This is a genomic window from Streptomyces sp. NPDC001002 (assembly GCF_053599215.1).
In genome coordinates, this window is record NZ_JBSFLV010000032.1 from 63994 (window position 1) to 85811 (window position 21818).

Genomic DNA, 21818 nt, shown 5'->3' on the forward strand with positions numbered 1-21818 from the left:
TTTCGCCGTTGACGAGTTCCCGCGGCCATGGCCGACTGGAAAAATGACCGAGCAGACTTCCTTCGGCACCGCCCGCGGAATCCTCTCCGCGCACGGCGCGGACCTCCTCCGCGGCGACGACGGTGCGGTGATCACCTCCGTGGAGACCTATGCCCTCGCCGTACCTCTGAAGCGGCCCATCGCCGACTCCACCGCCGCCATGGCGCACTGGACCGTACCCGTCGTCGAGATCCGCACCGCCGACGGCCGCGTGGGCACGGGGATCTCCGGCGTCCACTGCGCTCCCGAACTCCTCTCCGACGTGATCCTCTCCTACTATGCCGACGCCCTCCTGGACACGTCGTCGGAGGACATCCTGGGCACGTGGAAGCGCCTGTACTGGCTGCCCACGCACTGGATGGGCCGGGCCGGGGTCGTGCACATGGCGCTGGCCATGGTCGACATCGCCCTGTGGGACCTCGCCGCCCAGCGCGCCGGCATGCCCCTGTGGCGGCTCCTCGGTGGCACGCAGGAGAGCGTCGAGGCGTACAACACCGACGGCGGCTGGCTCAACCTCTCCGACGGCGAACTCGTACGGGATCTCACCGCGCTGGTCGACCACGGCTGGCCCCGGGTGAAGATCAAGGTGGGCCGGCCGGACTGGCGCGAGGACGCCCGGCGGGTACGCGCGGTCCGGAAGGCGCTCGGCGACGACGTGACCCTGATGTGCGACGCCAACCAGCGCTGGGACACCTCGACGGCCAATCAGATCATGCCGACCCTGGAGGAGGCCGCGATGGACTGGGTCGAGGAGCCCTTCCACGCCGACGACCTCCAGGCGCACGCCCGCCTCCAGGCGTCGACGCGGCTGGACGTGGCGGCCGGCGAAAGCATCTACTCCTACCACCAGTTCGCCTCCTTCATGGCGGCCGACGCCATCCGGGTAGTCCAGGTCGACGTCACCCGGGTCGGCGGAGTGACCGAATATCTGCAGATCGCCGCGCACGCGGCGGCACGCGGACTGCGCCTGGCTCCGCACGCCGGCGACATGATGCAGGTGCACCAGCACCTGGTCGGCACGGTCCTGTCGGAGGTGCCGCCGCTGGTGGAGTTCATCCCCTGGACGCAGGAGGCCTTCGTCGAGCGCAGCGTCGTACGCGAAGGGCTCATGGAGCGTCCGCTCGGTCCGGGCGCGTCGACCGCGATCGATCCGGCCGCGCGCGTGCGGTGGCAGATCCCCGCGGTGGGATCCACCAGAACCCTGTGACCCCCCGATCCACCGACGGAAGGAACAAGATGTCCGAGTCGCCCCTGGGGCACACCGACGAGCGAGTCGCCGTCGTCACCGGCGCGGGCCAGGGAATCGGGCGCGCCATCGCCGTGGCGCTCGCCGCCCGTGGCGTACGGGTCGTCGTCACCGACCGCAACACGGAGACCGGAGCGGCCGTCGCCAAGGAGGTGGGCGGCGACTTCCTGCCCCTGGACGTGTCCGACGCGCGGGCCGTCGCGGAGGCGGCGGACGAGGTCGTACGGCGCTTCGACCGCGTCGACGTGCTGGTCAACAACGCCGGTATCGCCCACGAGAACAATGCCCTCGACGTGACGGACGAGATCTGGCACCGCGTCCTCGACGTCGACCTGACCGGCACCTTCGTGGCCTGCCGTGAGTTCGGCCGGCACTTCGTGCGCCGGCGCTCCGGCTCGATCGTGAACATCTCCTCGATCGCCGCCTTCATCGGCTCCAACCCCGAGTACCACGTGGCCTACGACGTGGCCAAGGCCGGCGTCTCCCAGCTGGCGCGGTCGCTCGGGGTCGAGTGGGCGCGGTACGGGGTCCGGGTCAACGCGGTCGCGCCGGGCCGGACCCGTACGCCCATCCTCGACACGGTCGGGATGGACGATCCGCAGCGGATGACGGAGTGGATCGGCCAGATCCCGATGGGCCGGCTGCTGGAGGCCGAGGAGATCGCGGCGGCCGTCGCGTTCGTGGCGCTCGACGCGGCCGCGATGACCGGACAGACCCTGCTCGTTGACGGCGGCCAGATCGCGCAGTGACGCCGTCCGACGCTTGCCTTCAGCCGAGGCCGAGGGCAAGCGTCTCTCCCTCGGCGAGGCGAACGTCGAGGAGGTCGTCGCCGTATCGCACGCGGACGTCCGTGGTGCGTGACGCGTGGATCCGCGCCGCCGCCAACTGCCCCTCGTGCCAACGGATGTCCACGGTGAGGCCGCCCCGTGCGCGCAGTCCGGACACGCTCCCCTCGGGCCAGCCGGCGGGCAGCGCAGGCAGCAACTCGACCTCCCGGCCGTCGGATTGGAGCAGCATCTCGGCGACGCCCGCCGTGCCGCCGGCGTTGCCGTCGAAGGAGTAGATGTTCTGCGCCGCGCCCGCCACCCCGCCGGCGGAGAACGTCATCAGGTTCGCCTCGCTGGCGTCCGCGATCAGGCTGGTGAGGTGCTTGAGGGCCGAATCGCCCTTCAGAAGCCGGGCGTAGTAGACGGTGAAGTTGGCCTCGACCCACTCGGTCTGCTCCCAGCCCGGGGCCTGCTGCCTGCGCTCGATGGTGACCTCCGCGGCACGCGCGAGGTCCGGAGTGTCGCGCGGGCTGATCTGGCGTTCCGGGAACAGGGCGCTGAGATGGGAGGTGTGCCGGTGGCTCGGCTCGGCCTCCTCGTAGTCGTGCAGCCACTCCCGCACCTGCCCGTGCCGCCCGATCCGCAGCGGCGGCAACAGGCGACGCGCGGCGGCGATCCTGGTCCTCAAGTCGGCGTCGACATCGAGCAGTTCGGCGCTCTGAGCGCAGATCCGCAGCACGGCTTCCATGAACACCCGGTCCGCGGTGGGACCCATGGACACCGAGCACCGGCTGCCGTCGGGCGCGAGATACCAGTTCTCCGGCGACTCCGAAGGGCCGGTGACGAGCAGGCCGTGCTCCGGCTCCTCGACCGCGTAGGCGAGGAGGAACTCGGCGGCCCCGCGCAGCACCGGGTACGCGCGCTCGCGGAGGAACGTCTCGTCACGGCCGTACTCGAAGTGCTCCCACAACTGGAGGGCGAGCCAGGCCCCGCTGGTCACATTCATGCCCCAGCCGATGCCGGATCCGGGTGCCGTGTACCCCCACGCGTTGGTCACCGTGTGCGCGACCCAGCCCGGTGCGCCGTACATCTCCTCGGCGGTGGACCGGCCGTGGTCCGCGAGCAGTTCCAGCAGACCGAACAGCGGCTGCTGGCACTCGGCGAGGTTGGTCGGCTCGGCGGCCCAGTAGTTCTGCTGGGTGTTCATGTCGAGGTGGAAGTCGTTGGTCCAGGAGGCGCTGCTGGCCAGGCCGTCGTTCCACAGCCCCTGAAGGGCAAGCGGCAGCGGGGAGTTGGGGCGGGAACCGGCCATCGTCAGATAGCGGCCGTACTGGAAGTACAGCGCGATGAGAGCGTCGTCGGCCTTCCCGGCGGCGAGGCGGTCGCGGCGGGCGTCGGTGGACAGGTCCGCGAGGTCGGGCGGCGCGGATCCGAGATCCAGGGACACCCGTCGCATGAGCGCTTGGTGGTCCGCGACATGTGCCGCTCGCACCGCCTCGTATCCGGCTGCCGGCCCGGCGGACAGCAGCTCCTCCGCCCGCACCCGCGGGTCCGCCCCGCCCCAGTCGGTGCCGACGACGACGTAGACGACCGCGCTGTCGGCCCCTTCCAGATGAAGGACGTCGTTTGTACGGTGCACGGTGCCGCCGTCGGCTTCGAGGCGGGCGCGGATCTCCAGCGCGACGCCCTGGTGCCCGTCGCTGTGCAGGCTCTCGTGGGCGTGACCGCTGAAGGCGACGCGGGATTCCGTGGTGGTCGTGTCCCCGGGGAGTACGGCGTCCTGGATCGAGAGGGCGAAGGAGAGCGTTCCGGGGCGGTCCGCGGTGAGGCGGATCGCGATCAGGCCATGGGGGTTGGTGGCGAACACCTCGCGCGTGAAGCGGACGCCGTTCTGCTCGTAGGAGACCGAGGCGAGGCCCGTGTCCAGGTCCAGGGCTCGGTGGTAGTCGCGGGGCGGAGTCCCGTCGGGGAAGGCCAGTCGGACCTCGGGCAGGGGGAGATTCGTGCCGAACGACCGTGGTCTGCCCAGGAGATGCTCGGTGGCGAGCCGCTGCGCCTCCGCGTGCTTTCCCGCGAAGAGGAGCTCGCGGATGCGCGGTATCTGCTGTCGGGCGGTCGGGTTCACGTCCGTCGTCGAGGGGCCGCCCGACCACGCGGTGGACTCGGAGAGTTGGATCCGCTCGCGGTCGGTGCCGCCGTAGATCATGCCGCCCAGACGGCCGTTGCCGATGGGCAGCGCTTCGAGCCAACGGGTGGCGGGACGGTCGTACCGGAGCGAGCCGGGCGGGAGGTGGACAGCACGGAAGTCCTGGGCGGAGAAGGCTTTCAGCATGGCGTGCACTTTCGTGACGGTGTGCCGGCGGACGGCTCAGCTGGTGAACGCGTGGTGGCGGCGCGCTATTTGGCGGGGGCGAAGATGTGCTGCGCGGCGACGGCGGCGCCGCCGCGGGCCCATTCCTCGAAGGGCAGGGGGCGGACGACGAGGTCGCAGTCGGCCGCGGCGCCGAAGGCACGGGCGGCGAAGGTCGTACGGATCTGGTCCTCGTACAGGTCGTAAGTGGCCACACCCTCACCGGAGATGATGATGCGCTCGGGTCCGATGAGGTTGGCCACGGAGGCCAGCGCCAGACCCAGCGCATGGCCGGCCCGGGCGAAGACAGCACGGACGTCGGCGTTGCCGGCATGCGCGAGACGGACCGCCTGATCCATCGTCAGAACCGGATCGCCCGTCGCCTGTCGGGCCTGTTCCGTGATGGCCTGGGTGGAGGCGACGGCCTCGACGCAGCCGGTGTTGCCGCAGGTGCACACGCGGTCGGTGCCGCCCACCGGAAGGTGACCCACTTCCCCCGAGACACCGTGGGCGCCCGAGACGACCCGGCCGCCGATGGAGATACCGCAGCCGATGCCCGCGCCGACGGTGACCAGGGCGAAGGACGACAGCCCGACCCCCACGCCGAACCACTGTTCCGCGACGGTCAGGGCACGTACGTCGTTCTCGATGACCGTCGGCAACTCCGTGGCCGTCTCGACGAGTTGGGCGAGGGGCACCCGGCGCCAGTTCAGGAAGGGGGAGTACTGGACGGTGCCGGTGTGGCCGTCGACGTCCCCGGAGATCGTGACGCCTATGCCGTGCAGGGCGCCGGCCGCACGAGGCGGTGCCTCCGCGGTCAGCCGGTCGACCAGCCGGGCGATGGCCAGGACGACCGTGCCGACGTCACGGGAGGTGAGCGCGGACCGGGCGGTGGCCAGCGGCCGGGCGGTCAAGTCGGCCAGTACGCCGATGAGTTCGTCACCGGTGATCTTCACGCCCACGAAACGGGCCCGCTCGGACCGCACCGCGATCAGCGTGGCGGGCCGGCCTGCGGTGCGCTCGGCCGTGCGGCCCAGCTCGGTGATCCAGCCGTCGGTCAGCAGGGGAGTGGCGACCTTGGTGATCGCGCCGGGCGACAGGCCCGTGCGGCGGCCGATCTCGGCGCGGGTGAGCGGGCCGTGCGCGAGCAGGGTCTGGAACAACAGAGCGGCCGCGGGTGGCTGATCGGCGAGCGTCATGCGGCGACCATACATTTCCATTGGAAAAGAAGAAAGGAGAAGTGCAACGCCGATCAGCGCCCGTCTTCCGCACTCATCTCCCCAATCCTGATCCATTCTTTCCGCGAATGTCGGTTATTCGGGCGGCGCAATATGTTGACGCTGGAAGAAAAGCGTGGCTACATTCGCGGCACCTCACGTCAGGTGGATGGGACGTCCACCGATGCAGGTCGCGGCCGGTTTCCTCCTCGACCGGCCGCGTAAGTCATCGCGGGCCGCGCTCCCGAACGGGCGCTGCCTTACGGCCACTTGGGCGGAGCCGAACGCCCACTCACCAATTCCCCATGCGGCTGACCGCGCAGGGGCACTTCCGGTCCTTCCCCGGGCCTCGCCGTGCCCTTTCGCGCCGAGATGGAGTAAACACATGGCTCGTCCAGCAGGACCCACGTCATCCGTACGCCACAGACTCCGTGCGGGCGGTGTGCGCCTTGGCCGCCTGCCCGTCCTGGCCGCCACCGCGCTCGTGGTGTCCCTCGCGGCGCCGACCGCGGCGGACGCCTCTCCGATGACGTCGAGTTCATCGTCCGACGCAGGTCACCAGCAGGCCGTCCTGGCCGCCAAGCCGTACATGGGCTGGAGCAGTTGGAGCCTGGAGGCCACCAGCTATCCCGGCTACGGCGGGGTGAACTGGCTCACCGAGGCGCACATCAAGCAGCAGGCCGACGTGGTCGCCTCGAAGCTCAAGTCGCACGGCTACGAGTACATCAACGTGGACGCGGGCTGGGCGAACGGCTTCGACCAGTACGCCCGCCCGACCGCGAACCCCACCACGTTCCCGCACGGCATGAAGTCCCTGGGCGACCACCTCCACCGCAAGGGCCTCAAGTACGGGCTCTACCTGGCCGTCGGCCTCGACCCCGCCGCGTACGGCGACGGCACGACCTCGATCCACAACGCACCCGGCTGCACCACCGCGGACCTCGTCTATCCCGACCTGCGCAAGACCAACGGGTGGAACTCCGCGTACAAGATGGACTTCACCAACGCCTGCTCGCAGAAGTACATCGACTCGCTCGCCGACCAACTCGCGGGCTACGGCGTGGACTTCCTCAAGGTCGACGGCGTGGGCCCCGGCTCCTGGCAGGGCGACGCGGACCACGACAACACCCCGGACGTGAAGGCCTGGCACACCGCGCTCCAACAGACCGGCCGCCGCATCCAGTTGACACTGTCCTGGTCGCTCAGCCACACCAAGGCCGAGACCTGGAAGGCCAACTCCAACGGCTGGCGGATCGACACCGACGTCGAGTGCTACTGCGACACGCTCGTCACCTGGAACAACTCCGTGAAGGGCCGCTGGAACGACGTCGTCCAGTGGATCGACGACGCGGGGCCCGGTCACTGGAACAACCTCGACTCCCTGAACGTGGGAGTCGGCGCCATGGACGGCCTCACCGAGGCCGAGCGGCAGAGCTACATGACGCTGTGGGCCATCGAGTCGGCGCCCCTGTACTCGGGCGACGACCTCACCAAGCTCGACCCCTTCGGGCTGAAGCTGCTCACCAACGACGAGGTGATCGCGGTGAACCAGTCCGGCCTGCCGGCCCGGCCGGTCAGCCAGACCTCGGACCAGCAGACCTGGTACACCCGCAATCCCGACGGCAGTTACACGGTCGCCCTGTTCAACCTGGGTTCCGCGGCCGCCGATGTCACCGCCGACTTCGCCGACCTGGGCATCAGCGGCCCGGCCGCCGTCCGTGACCTGTGGCAGCACAAGAACCTCGGCCGCGTCTCCGAGCGGCTGACCCAGAACCTCCCGGCGCACGGCTCACGCCTCTTCACGTTCACCCCGACCCGGCAGGGCGCCAATCCCGGTACTCCGCTGGGCGTGCGCGGCACCGCCGCCACCGCGACGAGCGTCTCGCTGGCCTGGGACAAGGTGAACACCGGCACCTCGCCCGTGAGCCGCTACACCGTCTACGCCGATGGTCGACCGGTGACCACGACCTCCGGTACGACGGCCACCGTCCACGGCCTCAGCGCAGCCCACGCCCACGAGTTCACGGTCGTCGCCCGTGACGCCAGGGGCCGTACCTCGGCGCCCAGCAAAGCCCTCGCGCTCACCACACCCGCGGCCGGCGGTCCCACCGCCTACGAGGCCGAGGCGTCCGGCAACCCGCTCACCGGCAACGCCGTGGTCGCCGGCTGCGACGCCTGCTCCGGCGGCCGGAAGATCGGCAACCTCGGCGGCGGCGAGGTGGCCGTCACGCACGTCAGCGCCCCGAAGGACGGCACGTACCTGCTGAAGCTGGACTACGTGGACGGCGACTCCAGCCGGGTCATCAACCTCAAGGTCGGCGACACCACTCTCCAGATCCCGGTGCCGGGCACCAACGACAACAACTGGGGTGCCCCGCAGTCGCTCACCCTCGCGGTGCCGCTGAAGGCCGGGGACAACACGCTCAGCTTCGGCAACGCCACGGACTACGCACCCGACATCGACAAGATCACCGTCTGATCCAACCGTTCGTACCGCACGCATCAGTACCGCACGCATTCGTACCGCATGCATTCGTACCGCATGCATTCGTACCGCACTAAGGAGGGTGCTGTGGTGGTCACATCACAGGGCAACCACGCAACGCCGGTGAAACCGCGCCCCGGTGAGTCGGGCGCGGTGGCCACCACAGCCAACTCGCCGGTCAGGAAGAAGAGTTCACCGAGGAAGGGCCGGCGCCCCACCGCCACCAGGTCGGCGGCGGCCCGCCGCCGGGACCTGCCGGTCGCCCTGTTGCTCATCCTGCCCAGCGTGATCGGCTTCGCGACCTTCTACGCCTATCCGACTCTGCGCGGCATCTATCTCAGCTTCACCGAGTTCCACGTCCTGAGCCCGCCGAAATGGGTCGGCCTCGCCAACTTCCGGGAGCTGTTCGGGGACGACGTCTTCTGGCACTCCCTGCTCGTCACCGCCTACTTCGTCCTGCTGTCCGTCGCCTTCGGCACGGTGATCTCGCTGGTGACGGCGGTGGTGCTCGACCGGGTGACGCGCTCGTCGGCGCTGCGCGGAGTGATCCTGCTGCCGTTCCTGATCTCCAACGTCATCGCCGCCCTGGTGTGGCAGTGGATGCTCGACCCGACCCTCGGCATCGTCAACATCGCCCTGAAACACCTGACCGGCCACTCCATCCTGTTCTTCGGCAGCGGGGGTTGGGCGATCCCCGCGCTCGCCGCGATCAGCGTCTGGAAGTGGATGGGCTACTACGCCCTGTTGATCTTCGCAGGCCTGCAGACCATCCCGCCGACCATCTACGAGGCGGGCCGGGTCGACGGCGCGAGCGAGATCCAGATGTTCCGCCGGCTGACCGTGCCCCTGCTGAGGCCGATCCTCGTCATGGTGGTCGTCCTGACGGTGATCAACTCCTTCCAGGTGTTCGACATCGTCCAGGTCACCACCGAAGGCGGCCCGGCCAACGCCTCGAACGTGCTGCAGATGTACATCTACCGCAAGGCCTTCCGCCAGTTCGACTTCGGCTACGCAGCCACCATGTCGCTGGCCCTGTTCGCCCTGCTCATCGCGGTCACCTTCACCCAACTGCGGCTCGCCCGAGCCAACGAATCCGACCTGAGCTGAAGGAGGCCGCCCCCATGGCAGTCACCGTCGCACCCGGCCCGGCGGCCGTCCCGCAACGCCGGCTCCCGAGGGACACCCGCAGGTTCTCGCCCGGCAGGGCCGTGGCCTGGATCTACCTCGCCGGCATCGTCCTCGTCACCCTCTTCCCCTTCTACTGGATCCTGCGCACCGCGCTGTCGAACAACTACCAGCTCGCGACCAACCCGTCCTCGCCGCTGCCGGTGGGCTTCACCTGGGGCGCCTTCGAACGCGTCCTCGGCATCGCCTCCACCGCCGAGGCACAGGCCCAGGGCGGCTCGGGCGCCACCCTCGACATCGCGATCTACCTGCGCAACTCGCTGATCTACGCGTCCGTGCAGACGGCGCTCATCGTGCTGCTCTCGGCAGCCGCCGCCTACGCGTTCTCCCGGCTGCACTGGCGTGGCCGCGACCTGGTGTTCAACATCCTGATCAGCGCCCTGATGGTGCCCAGCGTGTTCACGCTGCTGCCCAACTTCGTCCTTGTGAAGGACCTCGGACTCACCGACACCTTCGCCGGACTCATCCTCCCCGGCGGGCTGTTCCAGGCCTTCGCGCTGTTCTTCCTGCGGCAGTTCATGCTCGGCCTGTCCACCGAGGTCGAGGAAGCCGCCATCATCGACGGCGCCGGGCCGCTGCGGATCTTCTTCCGGATCATCCTGCCGATGTCGTCCGCGCCGATCGCCACCGTGTCGCTGCTGATGTTCGTCAACGCCTGGAACGACTACTTCTGGCCGCTGCTGATCGCCAACGACCAGAGCGTCCAACCCCTCACCCTCGCCCTCGGCGTGTTCAAGCAGTCCTCACCCCAAGCCGCCCCCGACTGGGCGGGGTTGATGGCCGCCGCCCTCATCGCGGCGCTGCCGATGCTGCTGCTCTTCATCGCCTTCGGCAAACGCATCGTCAACTCCATCGGCTTCTCCGGCCTCAAGTGATCAGCCGGCTTTTCCGGCCTCAAGTGATCAGCCGGTTTCGCCGGCCTCAAGTGATCAGTGAAAGAAGGAACGAACCATGAGAGTTCGCAAGGCCGTGGCCCTCGGAGCCACCCTCACCCTCGCGGCCGTCCTCTCCGCCTGCTCCTCCGACTCCGACAGCGGCTCCGGTTCCGGGACCCTGAACTGGTGGACCTGGGACGACAAGCAGGCGGCCGCCTACAAGGTCTGCGCCACGGATTTCGAGAAGGCCAACCCCGGCACCAAGGTGAAGATCACCCAGTACAACGTCGTGGACTACTTCACCAAGCTCACCGCCGGCTTCGTGGCCGGCAAGGCACCCGACGCGTTCCAGAACAGCGTCCAGTTCTTCCCGCAGTACGCCGACCAGAACCAACTGCTCCCGCTGGACGACTACATCAAGAAGGACGACTTCGACCTGTCCCGCTTCTCCGTCGGCGTCGACTCCTGGAAGTACACCGACGGCAAGCAGTACGGCCTGCCCCTGGACTGGGCGGCCACCGGCCTCTACTACAACACCGACATGCTCACCAAGGCCGGCTACTCCGTCGCCGACGTCCAGAAGCTGAACTGGAACCCCGACGACGGCGGCACGATCGGCAAGATGATCGCCCATCTGACCCTCGACACCAAGGGCCGGCGCGGTGACCAGCCGGGCTTCGACAAGGCGCACATCAAGACCTACGGCTTCGGCCAGCTCGCCGCCAAGGACTTCCTGGGCCAGTCCACCTGGAGCTCCTTCGTCTCCACGACGGGCTGGCGGCTCGGCAACAAGGCCAACTGGCCGACCGAGTTGAACTACAACGACCCGCGCCTGGTGAAGACCATGGACTGGATCCGCACCCTGGTGTCCAAGGGCTACGCACCCAAGATCGGTACGTTCACCAACACCGTGTCCGACGTCGACTTGCTCTCCTCGGGCAAGGTCGCGATGGAGACCGGCGGATCCTGGTCGGCGTCCACCTTCGCCAAGATCCCCAACGTCAAGGTCGGTATCGGTCCCACGGTCCTCGGCCCCGACGGCAAGACCCGTGCGGTCTTCAGCAACTCCAACGGCAACACCATCTGGGCGGGCACGAAGAACCCCGACCTGGCCTGGAAGTGGGTCTCCTACATGGGCTCCGAGGCCTGCCAGACCAAGGCGTCGGCGACCGGCACCTTCTTCCCGTCCATCCCCGCCTCGATGGACGCCTCCGCCAAGTCCCTCAAGGCGCAGGGCGTCGACCTCACGGTCTTCACCGACATGCTCAAGAACAAGGAGCTCTACCCCTCGCCGGACTTCAACAACGGCGCTGCCCTCCAGGACGCGATCGAGCCTATGATCGAGGCCTACTTCGCCGGTCAGAAGGACGACAGCGTCTTCGCGGAGATGCAGGCCAAGACGGAGAGCATCCTGAACGAGAAGTGACCGCCGCCCGCTCGGCGCACCACGGCCCGGACGCGGCCCGTACGGCGCGTCCTGCCGCCCTTCCCGAAAAGAGAACGTATGGCCACCACCCCCGCGCGAATCGTCAGCCTGCGCGCGGCCGGCACCTGCTTCGCCGTGGAACTCACGGAACCTGTGCCCCGAGTCCTGCACTGGGGAGCCGACCTGGGCGAGCTGACCACCGAGGACCTGACGGCGCTGAGCCTGACCGCCGAACCCGCGCTGCTCAACAACGCGCTGGACATCCCGCGCCGCTTCACGGTCTGGCCCACCGAGGCCGACGGCTGGTCCGGCACCCCGGCCCACCACGGCCACCTGGCCGGCACCGCCACCGCGCCCCGCCCCACCCTTTCCGGAGTCACCCACCGTGCCGACCCCGAGGGCGGCGGCGAACTCGAACTGCGGCTGACCGAGGCCGCGTCCGGCCTGGACATCACGCTCACCTACACCCTGGACGCCCACGGGATCCTCACCGCCGACGCCGTTCTCTCCCGTGCTGAGCGCTCCGAAGGCGACAGCACCGATCCGACGCCGTACGACCTCTCCGGCGCCCTGACCCTGCTGCCCCTGCCGCGCCGGGCCACCGAGATCCTGGACTTCACCGGCAAGTGGAGCCGGGAGCGCTCGCCGCAGCGCCGCCCGCTGCACCAGGGCGCCCATGTCCGTGACGTGCGACGCGGAAAGCCCGGCGTCGACTCTCCCTACCTGCTGACGGTGGGCGTACCGGGCTACGGGTTCCGCACCGGCGAGGTGTGGGCCGTACACGTGGCCTGGAGCGGTGACCAGCGCTACCTCGTCGAGCAACTCCCGGAAGGAGCGGGCGTACACGCCTCGGCGCTCGGCGGCGGCGAACTCCTGCGTGCCGGCGAGATCCGCCTCGCACCCGGCGACACGTACTGCACTCCACGCTGCCACTTCGCCTGGTCGGCGGACGGCCTGGACGGCATCGCCGACCGCTTCCACCGCCACCTCCGCGCCCGCCCCCAGCACCCGCGCGGCCCGCGCCCCCTCGTCCTGAACAGCTGGGAAGGGGTCTACTTCGACCACGACCTCGGCCGGCTGAAGGAGCTGGCCGAGCGTGCCGCGGCGGTAGGGGTCGAGCGTTTCGTGCTCGACGACGGCTGGTTCAGCGGGCGGCGTGCCGACACCGCGGGGCTCGGCGACTGGCTCGCCGACCCGACCGTCTGGCCCGAGGGGCTCAACCCCCTTGCCGACCATGTCCGGGCGTTGGGCATGGACTTCGGACTCTGGGTCGAGCCGGAGATGGTGAACCTCGACTCCCATCTGGCCCGCACCCATCCCGACTGGATCCTGGGCCCCGCCGCGGGGCTCGGCCCGTCCGCGCGCCACCAGCACGTCCTGGACCTCTCCCGCCCCGAGGTCTTCGACTACCTGCTGAAGTCACTGGACGCACTGGTCGGCAGCTACGACATCGCCTTCTTGAAGTGGGACCACAACCGCGAACTGCACGAAGCCGTCCACGCCCCCGGCGACCGACCCGCGGCCCATGCGCAGGTCGAGGCCCTGTACCGGCTCCTGGACGCGGTCAAGCAGCGGCATCCGGGCCTGGAGATCGAGAGCTGTGCCAGTGGTGGCGGCCGCGTCGACCTGGGGATCCTCGCCCGCACCGACCGGGTGTGGCCCTCGGACTGCAACGACCCCGTGGAGCGCCAGGCGATCCAGAACTGGACCGGCCAGTTGCTCCCGCCCGAACTCGTCGGCTCCCATGTGGGCGCGGCACGCAGCCACACGACGGCTCGCGTCACCTCCGACACCTTCCGCCTGATCACCGCCCTGTTCGGACACGCGGGCATCGAGCAGGACCTCGCGCGGTGTTCTGAGGAGGAGCTGACCAGGCTGACCGCCTGGGGTGCCCTCTACCGCGAACTGCGCCCCCTGCTCCACACCGGCCGCACCGTCCGCGCCGACCTGGAGGACGAGGCCCGTCTGCTGCACGGGGTGGTGGCCCAGGACGGCTCAAGTGCGGTGTACGCGTGGGCGCGAGTAGCCACCTCCCCGGAGGGCCAGTCCGGTCGCACGCCCTTCCCCGGCCTGCGCCCCGACGCCCGCTACCGACTCCGCGTGCGCACCGAACTGGGGCTGCCCTCGTTCCACCAGATCGCGTCGCCCCCGTGGTTGACGGCCGCGCAGGAGGACTGGCTCACCGTGCCCGGCGCGGTCCTGACCACGGCGGGCCTGCCCATGCCGACCTTGAACCCGGAGCAGGCACTGCTCATCGAGGTCCGTCGCGAAGACTGAGGAGTTCGGCGAAGTCACCGGGTCTCAGCGGGCGTTCGGGTCTCGCGCAACCGTGACGGACACGGGAAGTCGCCGCACTCCGTGCATCAGCAAGCCCGGAGTCCACTCCAAGTCGCCCTCGTCCACGGCCAGTTCAAGACGCTCCACCCGCCGCAGGAAGGTGGTGACGGCGACCTCGGCCTCCATCCTCGCCAACGGAGCGCCCAGGCAGTGGTGGACGCCGTGTCCGAAGGCGAGATGACCGGCCGACCGCCCGAGTCGGAAGGAGTCCGGCTCCTCGAACCGGGCGGGGTCCCGGTCGGCCGCCGCGAGGGACACCAGCAGCATGTCGCCTCTCCGCAAAGGCACTTCACCGACCAGCATGTCCTCGGTGGCGAAGCGCTCGGTCGCCGTGAGCACCGGTCCGTCCAGGCGGAGGAACTCCTCCACCACAGCGGGCACGAGGGAGGGATCGGCGCGCAGAGAGTCGAGCAGCTCCGGCCGCCGGGCAAGACCGAGGAGTACGGCCCCGATGAGATGGGCGGTCGTCTCGTACCCGGCGATCAGGAGAAGGAAGGCCATGCCGACCAACTCCGCGTCGGTGAGCCGGTCTTCGTCGGTGTCGTTCGCCAGCACGCTCAGCAGATCCTGTCCGGGCTCGGCCCGCTCGCCGGCGATCAGCTCCGCGAGGTACCCGCTCATCCAGACGTAGGCCTCCTCCCGGTCCTTGCCCGCGACCGGAGCCACGATCTGCTCCGAGGCCCAGCGGAACCTGTCCCAGTCGTCCAGCGGCACACCGAGCAGTTCACAGATCACGGCGATCGGTACGCGGGCGGCGAAGCCGTCGACCAACTCCGGTGACTCCTTGGCCAGTACGTCATCGGCCAGCCGGCCCGCGATCTCCCGCGTGCGGGGCCGCAGCGCCTCGACCCGCAACGGTGTGAAGGCACGCGTCACCACCTTGCGCAGCCGGGTGTGTTCGGGCGGGTCCACGGTCAGCATGTAGTCGACCCCGACCTCGTCCCGGACCCCGCTCATCAGCCAGCCGGGCTCCAGACCCGCGCGCTCGCTCCGCTTGGACACCCGCGGATCGGTGAGGACTTGGCGTGCCGCCTCGTAACCGGTGATCAGCAACTGCGGTGGCGCGCCCACCGGTTCGCAGCGGTGCGCGGCCGCGGAGTCCGTCAACTCCCTCAGCACCGCATGCGGATTCGCCTGGAAGAAGCCGCCTTCCAGCACCGTCCGCAACGGACCGCCGCCCTCGCGGGACTCGGCGTTCTCCCCGTCGCGCGGATCACCTGTCGTCATCGAGATCTCCCACCCGAATTCATTGCTCTTCACCGGCAAGCGCCGCCTGCTGTCCGACGGTCGCGCAACGCGCCGCACGCCGACGACGGCCATCCACATGACCGGCGCCGGTATGCGGAAGGTCGCGCGTCTGGTTAGGCGCCCTTGAACTGCGCAGTGACCGCGGCCACCCGCTTGCCCTGGTACAGCGCGGCGGCCCGGGCGGTGTCGTCGACGGGGATCGCGCCCTGACCGTTGACATGGCTGGTGCCGTACGGGTTGCCGTCGGCGAACTTCACCGGGTCCGTGTAGCCGGGGGTGACGATGATGCCGCCGAAATGGTGCACGGAGTTGTAGAGCGCGAGCAGGGTGGACTCCTGGCCGCCGTGCGCGGTGGCGGTGGCCGTGAAGCCGCTGTAGATCTTGTCGGCCAGCTTGCCCTGCGCCCACAGCCCGCCGAGCGTGTCGATGAACTGCTTCAGCTGGCTGGCGATGTTGCCGAACCGTGTGGGGCTGCCGAATATCACGGCGTCGGCCCACTCGATATCGGCCTGGGTCGCCACCGGCACGTCCTTGGTGGCCGCGGCGTGCGCCGACCACGCGTCGTTGGCGGCGATGGCCTCCTCGGGGGCGAGCTCGGACACGCGCAGAAGCCGCACCTCCGCACCCTCCTTGCGGGCACCTTCCGCCACCGACTCGGCCAACTCGTGCACGGTGCCCGTCGACGAGTAGTAGATGACTGCGATCTTGGGGGACATCGGAATTTCCTCTCGCTGCACTGCCGCACTACTGCTTGCTTGGGCAAGTATCCTCACTCGCCTGGAAATGCTTTGTCAAGCAAATAATAGGTATGCTGGAGTGGTCGTACCGGGGCTTGGGGAGGGAGGGGATGGGTGATGTCGACACCGTTGAGCAGCGCGGAGGAACGTCTCTGGCGCTCACTGCAGAGGGTGCTCGTGGCGCTGCCGCGCGCTCTGCACGAGGATCTGCTGCGCTCCACGGGCCTGTCGCTCAGCCAGTACCTCGTCCTGATGAACCTCTCCGAGACGGACGGCGACCGCATGCGCATGACCGACCTGGCCGGCGCCACGGGCTTGTCCGCGAGCCGCATCACCCGGCTCGTGGAGAGCCTGCGGGCGCAGGGTCTGGTGGTCAAGCGGACCCCTTCGGTGGATGCGCGGGGGAGCATGGCCGTCCTCACGGAGGCCGGTCGGCAGCGGCTGGTGGATGCCTATCCGGCCCATCTCGCCAGCGCGCGCCGACGCGTCATGGACCAGCTCGATCCCGCCCTGGTCCAGAGGCTGGCGGAGGAGTTGCAGGCGGTGGCCGAACCGCTCGCCTCCCGATGCCGGACCGGCTCCGGCCGTCCGCTCTGAACTGCCAAGTTTGTCCAGGGAGTTGACAAACTCCTGACGGATCGCCAGCATGCAATTCGCCTGCAGAAGTAAGAAATCGGACGACCACTTCACGCAAATACTCTGCAGCAGAGCACCGCTGATGCACGCGGCAAGCGCGGCCGGCGCGCGCCTTGCCTGACTCCCCACCGTCAGGAAGGAAGCTCTGTCATGTCTCAGCGCCCCCGCTCGGGGCTCAGATGGCTCACCGCCCTCGCACTCATCCTCCCAGCGATCGCCGCGGTGTCACCCTCGGGTGCGTCCGCCGCGCCCCAGGACATCCCGCCCGGCGACTACCAACACGTACAACTCGCGGGCGGTGCGGCCGAACTGGGGGAACCCATGTCCCTGGCCGTCCTGCCGGACCGTTCGACCCTGCACACCGCACGGGACGGCACGATCCGCCTCACCGACGCCATCGGCAACACCAAGGTGGCCGCCCAACTCGACGTCTACACCCATGACGAGGAGGGCCTCCAGGGCATCGCGGTCGACCCTGCCTTCACGACCAACCGGTACGTCTACGCCTACTACTCGCCGAAACTCAACACTCCGGCGGGAGACGCTCCGACCACCGGAAGCGCCGCGGACTTCGAGCCGTGGAAAGGGCACCTGAACCTCTCGCGCTTCGTCATGAAGAGCGACGGCACCCTGGACCTGGCGAGCGAGAAGGTCGTACTCGAAGTCGCCAACGACCGGGGCCAGTGCTGCCACGTCGGCGGGGACATCGACTTCGACGCGGCCGGCAACCTCTATCTGACCACCGGCGACGACACCAACCCCTTCGACTCCGCCGGATACGCGCCCATCGACGAACGCGCGGACCGCAACCCGCAGTTCGACGCCCAGCGCAGCTCCGGCAACACCAACGACCTGCGTGGCAAGGTCCTTCGTATCAAGCCCACCGCCGCCGGTGGCTACACCGTCCCGGCCGGGAACCTCTTCGCACCCGGCACCTCGGGTACCCGGCCCGAGATCTACGCCATGGGCTTCCGCAATCCGTTCCGCATGTCCGTGGACCGGGCCACCGGAATCGTCTACCTCGGCGACTACGGTCCCGACGCGGGTGGTGCCGATCCCGCCCGAGGTCCCGGCGGCCAGGTCGAGTTCGACCGCATCACCGCGCCGGGGAACTACGGCTGGCCCTACTGCACGGGCACCAACACCACCGCCGAGACGTACAACGAGTACACGTTCCCGAGCGGACCGTCCGGCGCCAAGTACGACTGCGCGGGCGGCCCGACCAACAACTCCGCCCGCAACACCGGGCAGTCGAAACTGCCGCCCGCCAAGGCGAGTTGGATCAGGTACGGCGGGGACGGATCGCCGCCCGAGTTCGGCGGCGGCTCGGAGTCCCCGATGGGCGGCGAGGTCTACCGGTTCGACCCGAACCTCAACTCCTCCGTCAAGTTCCCGCAGTCCCTGGACGGTCGCTTCCTCGCCGCCGAGTACGGACGGCAGTGGATCAAGTCGATCGAGGTCAAGAGCGACGGCACGTACGGGACCATCGAGGACTTCCCCTGGAACGGCACCCAGGTGATCGACACGGACTTCGGGCCCGACGGCGCGCTGTACGTCCTCGACTACGGAACCGGGAACAACAACCAGGCCCTGTACCGGATCGAGTACGTCGGAGGCAGCAACCGCAATCCGGTGGCCAAGGCGGCCGCGGACAAGACCTCCGGCGCCCTGCCGCTGACGGTGCAGTTCTCCTCCCAGGGCAGCAGCGACCCCGAGGGCGGGGCCCTGACCTACTCGTGGGACTTCGGCGACGGAGCCACCTCCACCCAGGCCAGCCCGAGCCACACGTACACCACCAGCGGGACCTTCCGTCCCACGCTCACGGTGAAGGACCCCGAAGGCCTCGCGGGCACGGCCAGTCTCGTCGTCACCGCCGGCAACACCGCTCCGACGGTCACGCTGCAGACCCCGGCCGACGGCCAGTTGTTCTCCTTCGGCGACAGCGTGCCCTTCCGCGTCCAGGCCACCGACCCCGAGGACGGCAGCGTCGACTGCGCCAAGGTCAAGGTCACCTACCTCCTGGGCCACGACAGCCACACCCACTCCATCACCTCCGCGAACGGCTGCTCCGGCACCCTCAACATCCCCCAGGACGGCGAGCACGACAGCGCCGCCAACCTCTACGGCGTGTTCGACGCCGAGTACACCGACAACGGCGGGCTCACCGGGCACTCCGTACGCACCTTGCAACCCCGCCACCGGCAGGCAGAGCACTTCACCGCCCAGTCCGGCATCGAAGCCGCGACGCACGGTCCCGCCGAGGGCGGCAGAACCGTCGGGTTCACCGACAACGGCGACTGGATCTCCTTCAAGCCGTACGCCCTCACCGGCGCCAACCGGTTCACCGCCCGCGTCTCCTCGGCCGGCCCCGGCGGCACCATCGAGATCCGCGCGGGATCCGCCACCGGCACCCTCCTCGGCACCACCACCGTGCCGCCGACCGGGAGTTGGGAGACTTTCACCGACGTCTCCACGGCACTGTCCAACATCCCCGCCGGCAGCACCGAGCTGTTCCTGGTTTTCCGCGGACCGACTGGCCAGGGCAACCTCTTCGACCTCGACGCCTTCACGTTCGGCACCGCCGCCACCGGCGCCGCACAGGAGGCGGAGGCGTTCACCTCAGGTTCCGGTGTCCAGACAGCCGCCCACGCGGCGGCCAGCGGCGGGCAGACCCTCGGGTACATCGACAACGGCGACTGGGCGGGCTACGCGAACGTCTCCACCGCCGGAGCCTCCGGCTTCTCCGCCAAGGTCTCCTCGGCCGGAGCCGGCGGCACCGTACAGATCCGCTCCGGCTCGGCGACCGGAACTCTGCTCGGCTCGGTCGCCGTCCCGGTGACCGGCGACTGGGAGACCTTCACCACCGTCAGCACGACGCTCAGCGGCAGTGGCTCGGGCCCGCTCTTCCTGTCCTTCACCGGCGGCAGCGGATCGCTCTTCGACATCGACACCTTCACCTTGAACGCATCGGCACGAAAGGGGAGTTGACCATGATCAGACGCACCTGGCGCACCGCCCGGCGGCTGGCGGCTCTCGCCCTGGCCACGGCCTGCACCCTGTCCCTGCCTGCGGTGACGGCACACGCCGGCCCCACCAAGGCGGCGGCCGACTTCGACGTACTGGTCTTCTCCAAGACCGCCGGATTCCGGCACGACGCCATCCCCGCCGGCATCGACGCCCTGCGCACCCTCGGTACGCAGAACAACTTCTCCGTCACGGCGACCGAGGACGCCGGCGCCTTCACCACAGCGAACCTGGCCTCGTACGAGGCGGTCGTCTTCCTCAGCACCACCGGCGACGTCCTCGACGACACCCAGCAGAACGCCCTGCAGTCCTACGTCGACAACGGCGGCGGCTACCTGGGCGTCCACGCGGCGGCCGACACCGAGTACGACTGGCCCTACTACAACCAGCTGGTGGGCGCGTACTTCAAGAGCCATCCCGCCATCCAGCAGGCCACGGTGAAGAACGAGGACCGCACCCACCCGGCCACCGCGCATCTCACCCCGACCTGGACGCGCACCGACGAGTGGTACAACTACCGCACCAATCCGCGGTCCGGCGTGCACGTCCTGCAGTCCCTCGACGAAAGCACCTACAGCGGCGGCGAGATGGGCGCCGACCACCCGATCACCTGGTGCCACCCGCAGGGCAAGGGCCGCTCCTTCTACACGGGGCTCGGCCACACCATCGAGTCCTACAGCGACGCCGCCTTCCGGAGCCTGCTGCTGGGCGCCGTGCGGTACACGGCGGGCGCGGCACCGGGCAACTGCTCGCCGCCGTCCGGCAGTCGGACCGTCGAGGGAGAGGCGTTCACCTCGGGTTCCGGTGTCCAGACGGCCGCCCACGCGGGAGCGAGCGGTGGGCAGACCCTCGGTTACATCGAGAACGGCGACTGGGCGGGCTACGCGAACGTCTCCACCGCCGGTGCCTCGACCTTCACCGCCAAGGTGTCCTCGGCGGGAGCGGGCGGCACGGTCGAGATCCGTTCCGGCTCGGCCACGGGCACGCTGCTCGGGTCGGTTCGGGTACCGGTGACCGGGAGTTGGGACACCTTCACGACTGTCTCGACCACGCTGACGTCCTCCGCGTCGGGTTCCCTCTTCCTGAGATTCACCGGCGGCAGCGGATCGCTCTTCGACATCGACACCTTCACCCTGGGCACCACCCCGGTCGCCAAGGCGCTCAACCAGAACGTGCATCTCTTCTACTACCCCTGGTACGGCAGCCCGGTGGTGAACGGGGACTGGCGGCACTGGCAACAAGGCGGCCACACCCCGCCCGACGACATCGGCGCCGACCTGTACCCGGCGCTCGGCCCGTACGACTCCGCCGACTACGCGGGTGCCGTGGCACAGCACATGAAGTGGGTCGCCCGGTCCGGCGCCGGTGTCATCGTCTACAGCTGGTGGGGACAGGGCAGTTACGAGGACCGGATCGCCCGGGGCGTCCTGGACGCCGCGCAGAAGGAGGGCGTCAAGGTGGCCTGGCACCTGGAGCCGTACGCCGGCCGCACCGGTGCCTCTACCGCCGACGACATCCGGTACATCAACACCACGTACGGCGGCCACCCCGCCTTCTACCGTTCCGCGGACCACGGTGACAAGGGCGCCTTCTACGTCTTCAGCAGTCTCGACGTCACCGACTGGACGGCACTGGACCAGGTCACCGGCAGCAGCATCGTGCTCGCCCAGACCACCGACACCAGCAAGATCCAGCACTTCTCCGGGCTGTACACCTACGACGGCATCGCCGGTGCCACCGCCCCGGGCTGGAAGCAGGCGGGGGACTACGCCCGCGCCAACAACCTCATCTGGTCCCCGTCGGTCGCACCCGGGTACATCGACGACCGGGCGGTACCCGGCAACACGACCCCCACCGTGGACCGCGCCGCCGGCGCGGCCTACGACCGGCAGTGGGGCAACGCCCTCGCACCCGAGACCGGCGGCCCGCCGACCTGGGTGTCGGTGACGTCCTTCAACGAATGGCACGAAGGCAGTTCGATCGAACCGGCCGACGCGACCCCGCCCGCCGGCCACAGATACCAGACGTACGACGGAGCGTACGGACTGACCGGACCGGCGGCCGAGACGGCCTACCTGGACCGCACCGCCTACTGGGCGGACCGGTTCCTGAACGCGCGCAACTGACCCTTCGCACACCGGAGCCGTGGGGGGGGGGGCCCCCGCACCCCCCCGCGGGGGAGGGGGGCGGCCGGCGGGGGGGCGGGGGGAGGGGGCGAGAGGGCGCGGGGGGGGCGAGCGCGGCAA

14 protein-coding genes are annotated in these 21818 nt (G+C 69.4%); 10 read left to right on the forward strand and 4 right to left on the reverse strand.

Features of this window, described 5'->3' with window-relative positions; translation table 11 throughout:
* The first annotated feature begins 43 nt into the window (after positions 1-43).
* Both ACWDR3_RS17105 and ACWDR3_RS17110 read left to right on the forward strand, forming a co-directional pair.
* Entirely contained in the window at positions 44-1246 is a 1203-nt protein-coding gene (locus ACWDR3_RS17105; protein WP_450353289.1) for a mandelate racemase/muconate lactonizing enzyme family protein, read from the forward strand.
* Between the two features lie 29 nt (positions 1247-1275).
* Complete coding sequence (locus ACWDR3_RS17110) at positions 1276-2034, forward strand: SDR family NAD(P)-dependent oxidoreductase (protein ID WP_450353290.1); 759 nt, start codon at positions 1276-1278, stop codon at positions 2032-2034.
* Positions 2035-2053: 19 nt separating this feature from the next.
* On the opposite strand, the gene ACWDR3_RS17115 is transcribed toward ACWDR3_RS17110, so the two are convergent.
* Entirely contained in the window at positions 2054-4384 is a 2331-nt protein-coding gene (locus tag ACWDR3_RS17115) for a glycoside hydrolase family 95 protein (RefSeq protein ID WP_450353291.1), read from the reverse strand.
* A gap of 65 nt (positions 4385-4449) precedes the next feature.
* Entirely contained in the window at positions 4450-5601 is a 1152-nt protein-coding gene (locus ACWDR3_RS17120) for an ROK family protein (RefSeq protein ID WP_450353292.1), read from the reverse strand.
* Between the two features lie 403 nt (positions 5602-6004).
* Between ACWDR3_RS17120 and ACWDR3_RS17125 the strand changes: the two genes are divergently transcribed.
* From ACWDR3_RS17125 to ACWDR3_RS17145, 5 genes are all read left to right on the forward strand, one after another.
* A complete protein-coding gene (locus ACWDR3_RS17125; RefSeq protein ID WP_450353293.1) occupies positions 6005-8098 on the forward strand; it encodes a fibronectin type III domain-containing protein in 2094 nt (697 codons plus the stop codon).
* 93 nt (positions 8099-8191) lie between these two features.
* Positions 8192-9211, forward strand: a complete 1020-nt coding sequence (locus ACWDR3_RS17130; protein WP_450353294.1) for a carbohydrate ABC transporter permease — start codon at positions 8192-8194, stop codon at positions 9209-9211.
* A gap of 14 nt (positions 9212-9225) precedes the next feature.
* Positions 9226-10164 carry a carbohydrate ABC transporter permease gene (locus ACWDR3_RS17135; protein WP_450353295.1) on the forward strand — a complete coding sequence of 313 codons (939 nt, stop codon included), beginning with the start codon at positions 9226-9228 and terminating at the stop codon, positions 10162-10164.
* A 76-nt stretch (positions 10165-10240) separates the two neighbouring features.
* Positions 10241-11590: an ABC transporter substrate-binding protein gene (locus ACWDR3_RS17140; RefSeq protein WP_450353296.1), complete on the forward strand. Its 1350-nt coding sequence runs from the start codon at positions 10241-10243 to the stop codon at positions 11588-11590.
* A 78-nt stretch (positions 11591-11668) separates the two neighbouring features.
* Complete coding sequence (locus ACWDR3_RS17145) at positions 11669-13867, forward strand: alpha-galactosidase (protein ID WP_450353297.1); 2199 nt, start codon at positions 11669-11671, stop codon at positions 13865-13867.
* A gap of 24 nt (positions 13868-13891) precedes the next feature.
* Here the strand turns inward: ACWDR3_RS17145 and ACWDR3_RS17150 are convergent, their stop codons facing one another.
* Both ACWDR3_RS17150 and wrbA read right to left on the reverse strand, forming a co-directional pair.
* Positions 13892-15154 carry a cytochrome P450 family protein gene (locus ACWDR3_RS17150; protein WP_450353298.1) on the reverse strand — a complete coding sequence of 421 codons (1263 nt, stop codon included), beginning with the start codon at positions 15152-15154 and terminating at the stop codon, positions 13892-13894.
* A 134-nt stretch (positions 15155-15288) separates the two neighbouring features.
* A complete protein-coding gene (gene wrbA / locus ACWDR3_RS17155; RefSeq protein WP_450353299.1) occupies positions 15289-15891 on the reverse strand; it encodes an NAD(P)H:quinone oxidoreductase in 603 nt (200 codons plus the stop codon).
* 138 nt (positions 15892-16029) lie between these two features.
* Between wrbA and ACWDR3_RS17160 the strand changes: the two genes are divergently transcribed.
* The 3 genes from ACWDR3_RS17160 (at position 16030) to ACWDR3_RS17170 (ending at position 21698) form a co-directional block, all read left to right on the forward strand.
* Positions 16030-16509: a MarR family winged helix-turn-helix transcriptional regulator gene (locus ACWDR3_RS17160; RefSeq protein WP_450353300.1), complete on the forward strand. Its 480-nt coding sequence runs from the start codon at positions 16030-16032 to the stop codon at positions 16507-16509.
* 189 nt (positions 16510-16698) lie between these two features.
* Positions 16699-19536: a carbohydrate-binding protein gene (locus ACWDR3_RS17165; RefSeq protein ID WP_450353301.1), complete on the forward strand. Its 2838-nt coding sequence runs from the start codon at positions 16699-16701 to the stop codon at positions 19534-19536.
* A 2-nt stretch (positions 19537-19538) separates the two neighbouring features.
* Entirely contained in the window at positions 19539-21698 is a 2160-nt protein-coding gene (locus tag ACWDR3_RS17170; protein WP_450353302.1) for a ThuA domain-containing protein, read from the forward strand.
* The last annotated feature ends 120 nt before the right edge of the window (positions 21699-21818 follow it).